Source organism: Schlesneria paludicola DSM 18645 (assembly GCF_000255655.1).
GTDB lineage: Bacteria > Planctomycetota > Planctomycetia > Planctomycetales > Planctomycetaceae > Schlesneria > Schlesneria paludicola.
Map to the genome: position 1 here is coordinate 2248029 of NZ_JH636434.1, position 12656 is coordinate 2260684.

Sequence of the window (12656 nt, forward strand, 5' to 3'; positions counted from 1 at the left end):
CAGTCGAGAATGTGGCTCCATTCTAAAGGGATCGCATGATGCGTCGATTCGTCATCGCCTTGACCTGGCTCTTCGGGTGCTTGAACTCGGTTCTCGATGCGCAGGGAGTGCTTATCGCACCGGACAAACCGGTTTCCTTGCCACGGCCCGCCTTGAACACGGGGCACGCGCCCTTTCGTCCGCCTGTCAGCGGTTCGTACAAGATCAAGCAACTGCGTGTCGACGCACGAATCGTCGATCAAGTTGCTCGGGTGCAGGTCTCGCAAACATTTGCGAATACTGGCACCAGTCCGATGGAAGTTCAGTTTCTGTTTCCTCTTCCATACGAAAGCGCGATTGATCAACTCACACTGCTCGTTGACGGTAAAGAGTGGTCAGGTCGATTGCTGCCAGCGACCGAAGCGCGGTCGATTTACGAATCGATCGTGCGATCCAATCGAGACCCTGCTCTGCTCGAATGGATCGGATCTGGACTGTTCCAGACGCGGGTGTTTCCCGTGCCAGTCGGGACGGAACGGGTCGTGACACTGAACTACAATCAGTTACTGAAGAAAGATCATGGCCTGACAGACTTTGCATTCCCCCTGAGCACCGCCAAATACACCTCGCGAGCCATTGAAAACGTCGAAGTCCGGATCGCGATCGAGTCGACCGTTGACCTGAAGAACATTTATTCACCGACCCAGACGGTCGACATCAAGCGTACGGATGCCCGGCATGCGGTTGTGTCCTACTCACGCTCCAACGATGTCCCTGTGACCGATTTTCGACTCTTGTTTGACGTCGGCCAAGGGGCCGTCGGTGCGAATGTCATCAGCTACAAGCCGAAGGCGAATGAAGACGGGTATTTTCTGATGCTGGCCAGCCCCGAGGTGAAATCGACGGACACGACGCGAATCAGAAAGACATTAATTTTCGTCGTGGATCGATCGGGAAGCATGAGCGGAAAAAAGTTTGAGCAGGCCTGCGCCGCATTGCGATTCGTCCTGAATAATCTTCACGAGGGGGATCTATTCAACATCATTGCCTATGACGGAACTGTGGAATCATTCCGGCCCGAATTGGAGAAATACAACGACGAAACACGTCGGGCGGCGCTGGGCTTTGTACAAGGCCTTCACGCAGGCGGCGGAACCAACATTCAAGGAGCCCTGACGACGGCACTCAGCCAACTGAAGGACACCAGCGTCCCGAACTATGTTCTGTTTTTGACCGACGGGTTGCCGACAGTCGGCGTTGTCAACGAAGCGCAACTGTGCCAAAGCACGAAGGCCGCAAATCAGGTCCACGCCCGGATTCTCACATTCGGAGTGGGCTACGATGTGAATGCTCGATTGCTCGACCGAATCGCACGAGACGGCTTCGGGCTGTCCGAGTCTGTGCGACCTGATGAGGATATCGAGGCACATGTCAGCACCGTCTATCGCGGAATCAGTTCCCCTGTGCTGACAAATGCGACGGTCCAGTTTCAGTTGGACGGATTCAAGCCCGAGAATGGCCCCGCAGTCAATCGCACATACCCTCATGGCACGTTCGATTTGTTTGAAGGGCAACAACTGGTGATCGTGGGACGGTATCAGAATCCAGGTCACGCCCGCGTGCAGCTCAACGGACAAGTGAATGGCCAACCTCAATCCTTCGAGTTTTCGGCGATGCTGAATCCCGTCAGCGACGACCAAAACTTTGCGTTCATCGAAAAACTTTGGGGTCTGCGGCGTATCGGTGAAATCATTGATCAAATCGACTTGTCGGGAAAGAACGACGAGCTCGTTAAGGAACTGGTCGAGCTTTCGACCAGGCACGGGATTTTGACCCCCTACACGTCGTTTTTGGCGGACGAAACGGTACGCCCCTCGGTGACCAGTTTTGAAATCCTCAAACGAACCAACACGAATCTGCAGCAGCTGGAGGACGTGTCGGGTGTTTCCGGTGTCACCCAGCGTTCCCTGAAGTCGTCGCTGCAGAACGCGGCGAATTCCGTTGTGCCAGCCGCACCGGTGCTCGTCGCTGAATCACAGGGCCAGCCCTCGTCCGCAGCGACTTCACGATCGCGTTTGAGCCCGGCTCAAGGCCCCCCCGGAAATCCTGCTGCGTCGGCGGGGACCGTGCGCCAGCATGGAAATCAGGGCGTGTATCTCCGTCGGTCACCCGGTGGCGGCAAGCAGATTCTCGTGACGACGGAAACAGCAGAAGTCGATCTGGAGCGGGATAAAGGTCAGATCGAGTTCATCGAACGGTATAGCGATTCCTATTTTACGCTCATCAAGGCGAACAGCGTCGTCGAGAACCAAATTCTCAGCCAGCAGGGGGACGATGAGCAACTGCTGCTCAAGCTTCGAGGAAAGCTTGTTCTGATTCGGTGAAATCGCGTGGCACATCCACTCGTTGCAGCCTGTTGGAATCACAAGGGACTGGCAACTTGGCGTTCACGACGTCAAGACGTTTGCAAATCGGTACGAAGCCAGTCCCGTACTTTTGGCAGGCCGCCAGGGCGCGATCCATTACGTGGCTCGCGATTTGATCAGAGCGCTGATCTGTTTGAACTCCGCGGCATCAGCGGTCTCGCACCATTCAAAGATGACGCTTTCGGCCGTGGTAAGAATCGCGCCCGAGTTTGCCATCCTCTGAATGGCAATTTCGTGGTCGAGCTGATTTCGCGCCGCAAGCGCATCGACGGCCACATACGTCTGATACCCCGCCGCGAGGAGATCAAGAACCGTCTGTTGGACACAGACATGGGTCTCCATGCCGGCCACCACAATCTGGAAGCGATCATCGATCGCTTCCGCAGCGGTGGGCCATCCGGTGCATTCGAGCGCGCTGAAGCGTTTCTTGGCGTGCCGCGTTTCGGTGAATTCGATCAGCGAGGCAACCGTGGGGCCGAGCCCTTGTGGATATTGCTCGGTCAGGGTGACGGGGACCTGCAGAATCTGTGCACCTTGACAGAGAAATCGGCACGATTCAAACAAGTCTTGCTGTGTGTCCGAGGACATGGCCGCTGCCAGTTTTTCCTGGACATCGACAACGAGCAGTCGGCTTGAGCGACGGCTGAGCAGTTCGTGGCTTCTTGGTGGATTCATGATTGCGATCTTTGATCAAATGCAGACGACGTGCGTGGCCGTCGGCCCCGGCTACCCGTTCAATTACTAACGCGATTCTGATTCGGATCGCGACTCAACGCGCGAGGGCCGTTCGGCAGACTGGAACTGCCGATCGCGATCAGCCCCTGGGTCAACTAGAATCCGGCGGGTGCAGCGGCCGGCTGAGGCGTGCCAGACTTTTCGGCCCCAAGCCGTGGCGGATCTTTGGTGAATTGCAAGGTCCCGAGCATCATCGGAATTCGTTCCGTGACTCGCTGGGGACTATCCATGGCTTCAGGCAGAGCAACGACAATGACGGCGATCACACTGCCGTTGGCACGCGAGTAGACTTCAAACGTGTACTTGGCGCCATCAATTTCCACACCCTTGAAGGCACAGACGTCAAAAGACTGCTGTTGCTGGTAGACGGGAATTCCTGTGGGCTGAAGTTCCACATGTTCGTCCGTGGGATCGACCAGCAGTGACTGGCTCATGATCGTCTTCAGTTCCTCGACGAACTTCCCAGCATCCACCGCTCGATCGCCGCTCAGATTCCAATAGTTGCAGAGCGCATAGATGTAGCCCTTGCGATCTTCTGAAGAACCATCAGGTCTCGCCGCAGTGAACTTGCCTTCCCAGGCACCGAACAGTTCTGGAAATCGCAGATTGACGTAGTCGGGTTGCCGCGGATCAATTGTTGGCTCTTCGACCGTGCCGTTTTCATTCACGATGGGCTGTGGAGGCGGAATCAGAATGAACTGGTTCGGAACGCGCAATTCCATCAGCCCACCTGGCACGATCCACTTGGGTGCCAGTGACTGTTCGATGCGATCAAGATAGGCGTAGTACTGTTTCGTCTCTTTCAATCGCGATTCGTACTGCGCGTACCCGCAACCGCCGACGACGCTCAAAAGAAGCATGCCAGCCAGCGTTCGCCAGCTTTTTGCGTACAGCGCGATCGAATCAAACATGGACAATCCCTGGTTGACGAGGCCATGCATATCTGGCAGATGGCATTCGGGACGACAATATGTTGGCGAACGTGAGTTCGCCAACCCGAGATTGTGTCGGAATCAATTGCCATCGTCAATCAGGGGGGCGCCGTTCAGGGTCGGAGCGAGAAACAGCCCTCTCTTTCATTATCGGCCAAGAGTGGGTTCGTCGCCTTCCCCCTCACGATGTCACCTGTTTTCATTGACTCACCGGAACGAGCGGACAGGCACTTTTTTTCTCGGATCATTGCAACTCACAGCGCGTCCACGAGAGCAATCCTTCGCTTATTTCACAGAAAAATGAGCCAGTCCCCGGCCAGAGAACGGGTTATTGAGGTGGGCTTGGAATTCGCGATCGATCAGGTGAAACACCACTTGTGTGACGCGTTGCCCCACTGAAGTAACAATGCGCGGTCAAACAACTCAGTGACCAGTTCGCGCGACATTCACTTTTTTGAGGCCAGCGAGTCAACAAAAAGAACCTTCGACAAAATCTGCACGTGCGTGCACTTTCGAGAGCGAAGGGTGCCCATGGTCAATAAAGGTTCGCTCTTTCGGGGCAAATGTGTGGCGGTCACCGCAAACAAAACGCACATATGAACATTCGCACCCCACTGTGTTAAAACGCAATATCGAGTTAGGGGACTGTCACAGGGGAAACGAATTCACGATTTTTTAATATTACGGGTTTGTGGGTGTGTGGCCGCTATCCAAACAGTCTACGCAGGGTATACTCGCACATTCCTTAACAATTAATTCTGCGACTCTTTAAGGTTTTTGTGGCTCTTTGTGTTTCTTGTGAAAAATGCACAGTGGCCTGTGCTGTGGTATGAGCCATCTATTGAGTATGTGGAAAGCGAGGTAGATCTCTGTTCCTGAGGCGAGGTCTCAAGAAATGAACGAGGCCTCTAGCAGCGACAATTCCGAGTGGTACAGGTCGCTTGATGTAATTAATTGTGACCAGCCTTGACAGTGATCATCTTTCGATGATCGTCAATGGTGCAGTCGGTTCGGGTTTCAAGTTCCAAGGATCGTCTCGAATGCTCATGAAGAATCAAAAGTCACGTCTAGGTTTTACTTTGATTGAATTGTTGGTGGTGATTGCGATCATCGCCGTTTTGATTGCACTCTTGTTGCCCGCCGTCCAACAAGCTCGCGAAGCTGCACGACGAACCCAGTGTAAGAACAATCTGAAACAACTCGGATTGGCACTGCACAACTATCACGATGTCACCACGACGACATTCCCACCAGGTTATGTTGGTGCCAACGCTGCCACAGGTGGCAACTACACCGGTTTCGGCTGGATGTTCATGCTGCTGCCACAGATTGATCAGGGGAACCTGTTCAACAACTTGACGAGCACTGCAGTCAATCCAAACTCGACTGTCGGATTGTCCGGTCTGGCTGGTGCTGTCGCGACGGCCCAAACCATCCAAAGCCCAATTCCTGCCTTCCGATGCCCAACAGACCCCGGTGCGTCAACCGTCACGATGTTGACAATCAATGGAGCTCCCATCAGCGGTGGATCCGCGATCTTTGGTCGTACGGCTTATTTCGGTGTGGTGGGTGTTGACCCCACATGGAACGCTTCGACTACCGCATTCGTTCCGAGCGCGACGGTCAGTGCACCTGCGTCGGCAAGCCCGAACAATGCCGCCGTAGGCGCAATTGGCACCTATGTCAATCCGGGTGCGGCCGCAATCGGCCTGACCACGACATCGGCCACGATCGAGCAGTTCGGTGGAACGTTCGGTGCCAATAGCAAACGCGGCTTCCGCGATATGACGGACGGCTCGAGCAACTGCATCGTCGTTGGCGAACGATACACGCCAATTGCGTCGTCGACATCAACACCTGCAGTTGGCGATGGCACTTGGGTCGGTGCCACCGATAGCGGTGCGGGTGGTGTCGCGTCTCCTTATCCAGGCATCCTGGGCCAAGCCAGCGCACTGGGTGAAGCTACCTATGCGATCAACTACATGTTCACCGGTGCGAACAATCGCCCACTGACGACCGGCTTTGGCAGCCTTCACACGGGTGGAAGCCACTTCCTGATGGGTGACGGCGCTGTCAAGTTCTTGAACGCCAACCTGGACATCACGACGTTCCGTCGCCTGGCTCGCACCAGCGATGGCAATGTGACCGGCGAATACTAAGCCGACTGCGAAGCTCGCAAGCTCGTTGCGAATCGCATGAATTTCAAAGCAGGATCGATCCTCAACAAGAGGAACGATCCTGCTTTCTTTTTTATGTCCAACGAATGAGCGAACTTGGATGCAACACCAAACCCTTCAAAATGTTACGGACGGAGACGCAACAAAGAAAACGAGGAGCGTGAGGGCGACTGCAACAGAATCTTGCCGGTGCGCTCACGTTTCTGACGAGTGATGCGTATCATGTGCGGCTCGCCGTAAGTTGTTTGCGGCGTTCTCAAATCCATTCGCTCTCAAAATCCCGGTGTCTCGATTGTCTGACTCTGCCTTCGATTCGTCGTGCGTGCCGATTGTCGCAATCAGGGGACCTGAAAAGCCATCGGTCGGAAAACTCGCATTGGTCCGCTCGCTACCAAGCGGCCTTGCCGACCGTTCACCTTGGTCATTGACTCAAACCTTTGGGCTCGTCCTGCTTCTCGTGGGTCATGTCCTTGGCGCAGGGGCATTCTCGAGCCTGCGTGCCGAGCCTGTCACGGTCGGAACGCCAGACATTGGATGGGATGGAAATTACACCGTTGGACGCTGGACTCCCGTCAAAGTTCCAATTCACGTCCCGGCAGCCACGTCGGTGCAACTGAAGCTGAGCGCCGTTGATTCCGATGGAAATCGGGTGGGCTTTCAGGTTCCCGCGGCATCACTGACCGCAGGCGACCACCTGATCACAGGCCTGATCAAAGTCGGGCGACTCAATGGCGAGGTTGGAATCCAGGTGAATGACGGTACCGAGCAGCGTACCGCGCCCGGCACTGCCGATTGGCTGCGTGAACCGCTTCGTCCTTCGGTGCGTTTGATCGTGACGATCGGGCAGCCACAGGGATTTGTGTGGGAGAGCGATTCGTCGTTACGCGGAGTGGAAGTTCGCGTTGCCGACATCAAAGCCAGCGCCCTTCCGACGAACCCCTTGGCGTATGATTCGATCTCGGTGCTAGTCATTGCGGGTGCCGCCGAGCTTTCAACGGCGCAGGCGAAGGCAGTCCGGCAGTGGGTTGCCGGCGGCGGGCGGCTGATCATCTCGTTGCCGCAGGACGCATCGGCGGCACGGCAATCGATTCAATCCCTGTCGGATTGGCTTCCGGTTGCAGTCGGGGAACAACCGGTTGTCGTGCGTGAGTTCGCGGGCCTTGAGGCGTATGCCGCGAAGAACCTACGGATCCCTCACACGACCACCCTCTCCATTCCGAGTGTGCGTGTCGAAACGGGCGAGGTTCTGGCAGCCAGCCGATCCGATGCATTTCTGGTGCGGGCCCCGTTGGGTTTGGGAATGGTCACCGTGCTGGCGCTGGACCTGACGAAGCCTCCTTTGGTCGAATGGAAGGCGTTGCCTTCGCTCTGCGCGCGAATCGCCGGATTGGGAACGACAGGCGAATCGAACGAAAAAGCGGCCGCAAAAGGGACGCAGCTCAGTTCGACGGGAATCACAGATCTGCAAACGCAACTGAACGCGATTCAAGAGCATTTTGAAAAAGTCCAGCGGGGGTCGCCCTGGTTTACGATGACCTTAATGCTGGCCCTGATGATTGTGCTCGGACCACTCGATTACCTGCTGGTCCACCGCATTCTCAAGCGACCGCAGCTGACGTGGGTCACGTATCCGCTACTGGTGATCATTACAGCCGGATCGACAGCGTGGTTGGCCGTCAGTTGGAACGGCACGGCGCGTCATGCGAATCAACTGGACATTGTGAACGTCGATGTCGCCACCTCAACCGCAACCGGGCGTCATCTGGTTACGGTTTATAGTCCGGTGACTAGCCAGTCCGACGTTTCCGTGACGCCGCTGCCGTTGGTGGAAGGAACGAACGCGTCCAATTCGACTCAACTGATCTGGCAAGGGGTTCCCGAAGCCAATTTCGGCGGGATGCTGCGCCCGATGGGGATCGAACAGGGTGCCAAATACTGGCAACAATCTGACGGTCAACTTTCAGAGCTTCCCGTGATGCAGTGGAGTTCGAAGGCGCTGGTCGCGCAGAGCGTGCAGTCTGTGCCGAATCTGGTCGAATGCGATTTGAAATCGTCTGCGACAGGTCGCTTGATCGGAACCATCACGCATCGCTTTTCGTCGCCCATCGAAGACTGGATGGTCGTGTACAAGAACGTTGTCTATCGACATCTGAAGCAGAAGGATGATGTCGCGACACTTCCATTGCCGTCGAAACAGGTCTGGCGCGTCGAACAGCCGGGTGTTCATTCACGCGAATTGCGGCCGTATTTAACGGGGATGATCACGATGGCCACACCGCGATTTGGCGAGCGGACGGTCACCGAAGTCACCCACCATCAGTCCACCTATGATCCGCTGTCGCTTGATCCGGCTAGCGTGATTCGAATTCTGACCTTTCATGACGAGGTGGGCGGCGAACGCTACACCGGATTGACGAATCAGTTACTGGGCAGTGAAGACTGTTCGCACCTGATGAAAATGGGTCGCGCGATCCTGGTTGGGCGATTGTCGCAACCGGTCGCGACCATTCAACAGGATCAGCAAGCGTTGGAGCCTGATCGGCAAGCGACATTCATTCGATTGATTCTTCCGGTGGCTCCCGCCAGCGAAGTCATTCGGGATCTGCGCCGGGTTGTTGAAGAGTGATCGGGATCACGAGCAAACTATGATTGAAACACGACAGCTAACGAAACGATACGGTCACCTGATCGCGGTCAACGAAATCAATCTCTCGCTGAAGGAAGGCGACGTCTTTGGTTTCATCGGGCCCAACGGATCGGGCAAAACGACGACCATGCGGATGATCGCAACGTTGCTGAGCCCCGACTACGGCGAGGCTTACGTGTGCGGGAAATCGATTTACAATGACCCGCGCGAGATTCGCCGACTGGTCGGCTACATGCCCGACTTTTTCGGCGTGTATGACGATATGACTGTGATCGAGTACCTCGAATTCTTCGCATCGACGTATCGCATTAACGGTCCCGGCCGACGAAAGATTTGTGAAGACAAGCTGGAACTGGTCGACATGGCCTTCAAACGGGATGCCATGGTCAATCAGCTTTCACGCGGACAAACGCAGCGCATTGGACTGGCCAGAACGCTGCTTCACGAACCTCAAGTCCTGTTACTGGATGAACCAGCCAGCGGTCTTGACCCTCGTGCCCGAATCGAAATTCGAAACCTGTTGAAGAAACTGGGCGAATTGAAGAAGACCGTGATCGTATCGAGTCACATTCTTCCCGAGTTGGCGGATGTTTGCACTCGCGTCGGCATGATCGAAAAAGGAAACCTGATCGTTGACGGTTACGTCGACGAAGTCATGCGAAAAGCGCGTCAGCAGATCATGCTGCAGATTCGAGTGAAGGATCGAATCGAAAAAGCGGCCGCGCTACTCGAAAAGAGCGATCTGGTGGCGAAGGTCGACATCGTCAAAGGCACGATCGATACCACGCTGAAGGCCGACACATTCGACTACAGCGCCTTGCCAACAATGCTGATCACCGAGGGATTTCAGTTGACGCTTTTCCGTGAAGAAGAAGTGAATCTGGAAACGGCATTCATGTCATTGACGAAAGGACTGGTCCAGTAACACGGAGACGTTCCCGTTCTCATTGTTGCCGGTCAATCAACAGCACCGGAGATCACGGAGAGTCGCCGTTCACGGCCCAACGCGAGCGGGACAGTGAACGGTTAATCATGGAGGATACGATGGGTAAAGACTTGGGAGCGCACGCTCTGCATGAAACCTCGTCGGCACAGGATGTCACCCGCCTTTTGACATTTCTGGAAGAGCAGGGGACATTCCGATTTCCCACGCTGGCCAACGGCCTTTTCTCGGCAGCGGCCGGGGCTGGCGCGGAGTTCGAGGTCACTGGATATCGGCATGTCTGGGTTCGCGACAATATTCACATCGCCAATGCCCATGCCGAGTGGGGCGAGACGAACAAAGCGATTGCAGCGATCAGGTCACTGATGGCCTTTTATCTGGGCCATCAGCATCGACTGACCGACATCATCAGCGGCCGCGTTGATCCCACTGAGCCGATGCATCGCCCTCATATCCGCTTCAATGGGGACCAGCTTCAAGAACTGGACGAGAAGTGGTCGCACGCGCAGAACGACGCGCTGGGTGCGTTCCTTTGGTTGTCAGGCAAACTGGCGCACGAATGCCAATGGTCGGCCGTAGAACTCAAGGTCTTGGACCTGATGGCGGAATACCTGCGAACGGTTGAGTTCTGGCAGGATGAGGACAGTGGCCACTGGGAAGAAGTTCGTAAAGTCGCCGCATCGAGCATTGGCGTCGTCACCGCCGCTCTGAATGTCTGGGGGGGCCGATTCGATCCTAACTTGAAGGAGCACGGGCAAAGGGCATTGGCGTCGATTCTGCCCTCGGAATGCATCCAGGCCGATCCTGCAAAATCGCGTCGATACGATGCGGCACTTTTGTTTCTGATTTATCCATATCGGGTGGTCTCTGGCTCGATGGCGGAACAAATTGTCCGCGATGTCACGACCAATTTGATGGGCGAGTATGGTGTTCGCCGGTATCTGGGCGATTCGTACTGGTGTGCCGACTACAAAGACAAGCTGTCGGCCGACGTGCGGACCGCCGACTTCAGCGACAACCTGTCGATGCGTGACAAACTGCTCGAACCGGGCCTCGAAGCCCAGTGGTGCCTGTTCGATCCGATCATTTCGATTCACTATGGATTGCGGTATGACCAGACGCGCGATCCCCAGGACAGGCAGCAGCAACTTCACTATCTCAATCGGTCTCTCAGTCAGCTCACGTCGATTGACTCGCGGTTCGGAGCGTATCGCTGTCCTGAATCGTACTTCTGCGAAAAAGGCACGTATGTGCCCAACGACATTTGCCCGCTGCTATGGACCCAGGCCAATCTGAAACTGGCACTCACACATCTCGTGCGCAGTTTGACGTGAGCGTTGTGCGTCACGTTCAGGCCTGCCGAAAATCGAGCCGCACGCCCGATGCTCGGGCGGATGCGGTTCATGAGCGACTCGGCTATTTCTCGACCGTTTTCGAGTGTCCGAGTTTCGTGTGTCCGAGGTTTTTCCACCAGAAGCACGATCCCGCTTCCGAGCAGGCGGCGATGTCGAGTTTCCCGTCGCGGTCGAGATCCATCACAATGACTTGTACAGCGGCAGGGTACGCTTTGAATGCGTGCTTCTTCCATTCGCCCCTGGCAGTGCCGAGATTTTCGAACCAGCAGAGTTCACCGAGACCCGGCTGACCACCGGAACAGCCAGATGCGATCACATCCAGATCACCATCTCCATCAAGGTCGCCGGCCACGGCTTCAAATCCGTAGTCGACTCGGCCAATGACGTGCTTTTTCCATTCGGCACCAGTCCCATTGAGCCCGACATTCTCGTACCACGCGACCAGATGTGAGTCGTGATCTGCGAGCGCACCGCGAATTCCAAATGCCATGATGACATCCGGATCACCATCGCTGTCAAGATCGACGGGATGACCGTGCGTCGGCATCTTCGTCTTGTCGTCAATCACATGCCTGCGGAAGCGATTTGATCCGATTGCACCCGTGTTCTCATACCACAAGGTGTGATGACCGTAGGTTCCCGTGGCAATCAGGTCCAATTTGCCATCGCGATTGACATCCACCGCGGCAATCGTTCGCGTATTGGCAATGTCAGAGCCCTGATCGAACTTGTGTTGCGTCCAGGGGTCGTTGACGTTTTCTCGCCCAGGATTTTCAAACCACGAAAAGCAATCGCCTGTGTACGCAGATGCCGCGACATCCAGATCACCGTCACCGTCGAGATCCGCCAGACTGACGTCATAGGCACGCATAAAATCGGTTGAGATCACATGGCGTTTCCAGGACTCTTTGTCAGCGGGAGTACCATTCTGTTCAAACCAGATGAGATGCCCAATTCGGTTCTTCACGATCACGACATCGAGCCGCCCGTCGCCATTGAGATCACCCCAATCGTGACGCTCAAGATAACCTGGTTCGTCGCGGCAGATGAGGTGTGATTTCAGATTTCCCGTTCCATCATTTTCGTGCCAGAGTAACACGTCGCTATGGACTCCGGCCGTCGAAAGATCAAGATCGCCATCGCCATCAATGTCTGTCGCCATGAGTCCGTAAACGTACTTTCCATCGCCCCAGACCAGGTGTTCCGTAAACCAGAGCGGGCCCGATGTGATCGACGGAGCGTCTTCTGAATGCCCAATCGAGAGAGGCATGCAGTGCGCCAGCACCATGAGTGGCCAAATCGCCAACGCGCGTCGTCGTGATGCTCGCATGCAGAACTCCTATTCGAATTATCAAAGCCAGTCTGCCTGGCCCCACAACCGGCAGCGCGGCGCGGGTCAGTGACATGGAACGGTGCAACGTTCAGAGGACCGCCCCTCAAAGAGTTTCCGACGTGCCGTACG

Annotated in this window: 8 protein-coding genes; 5 read left to right on the forward strand and 3 right to left on the reverse strand. The window is 55.7% G+C overall.

Going from position 1 to position 12656, the window contains the following annotated elements; genetic code table 11:
• The first annotated feature begins 35 nt into the window (after positions 1–35).
• Positions 36–2363, forward strand: coding sequence for a VIT domain-containing protein (locus tag OSO_RS0111075; protein ID WP_050986084.1), 2328 nt, complete (start codon positions 36–38; stop codon positions 2361–2363).
• Positions 2364–2501: 138 nt separating this feature from the next.
• On the opposite strand, the gene OSO_RS0111080 is transcribed toward OSO_RS0111075, so the two are convergent.
• Positions 2502–3080: an isochorismatase family protein gene (locus OSO_RS0111080; protein ID WP_010583416.1), complete on the reverse strand. Its 579-nt coding sequence runs from the start codon at positions 3078–3080 to the stop codon at positions 2502–2504.
• A 155-nt stretch (positions 3081–3235) separates the two neighbouring features.
• Positions 3236–4051 carry a hypothetical protein gene (locus OSO_RS0111085; RefSeq protein ID WP_010583417.1) on the reverse strand — a complete coding sequence of 272 codons (816 nt, stop codon included), beginning with the start codon at positions 4049–4051 and terminating at the stop codon, positions 3236–3238.
• Between the two features lie 1061 nt (positions 4052–5112).
• On the opposite strand from OSO_RS0111085, the gene OSO_RS43075 reads away from it, so the two are divergent.
• From OSO_RS43075 to OSO_RS0111115, 4 genes are all read left to right on the forward strand, one after another.
• Positions 5113–6231 (forward strand): DUF1559 domain-containing protein, encoded by a 1119-nt coding sequence (locus tag OSO_RS43075; RefSeq protein ID WP_157605146.1) that lies wholly within the window; start codon positions 5113–5115, stop codon positions 6229–6231.
• Between the two features lie 340 nt (positions 6232–6571).
• A complete protein-coding gene (locus OSO_RS0111105; RefSeq protein ID WP_157605147.1) occupies positions 6572–8875 on the forward strand; it encodes a DUF4350 domain-containing protein in 2304 nt (767 codons plus the stop codon).
• A 19-nt stretch (positions 8876–8894) separates the two neighbouring features.
• The gene (locus tag OSO_RS0111110; RefSeq protein WP_010583421.1) at positions 8895–9821 is read left to right on the forward strand and encodes an ABC transporter ATP-binding protein; all 927 of its coding nucleotides are present in this window, start codon (positions 8895–8897) and stop codon (positions 9819–9821) included.
• 119 nt (positions 9822–9940) lie between these two features.
• Positions 9941–11173, forward strand: coding sequence for a glycoside hydrolase family 15 protein (locus OSO_RS0111115; RefSeq protein WP_010583422.1), 1233 nt, complete (start codon positions 9941–9943; stop codon positions 11171–11173).
• Between the two features lie 82 nt (positions 11174–11255).
• Here the strand turns inward: OSO_RS0111115 and OSO_RS0111120 are convergent, their stop codons facing one another.
• On the reverse strand, positions 11256–12524 hold the full coding sequence (locus OSO_RS0111120; RefSeq protein WP_010583423.1) for an FG-GAP repeat domain-containing protein: 1269 nt from the start codon (positions 12522–12524) through the stop codon (positions 11256–11258).
• Between the last annotated feature and the right edge of the window lie 132 nt (positions 12525–12656).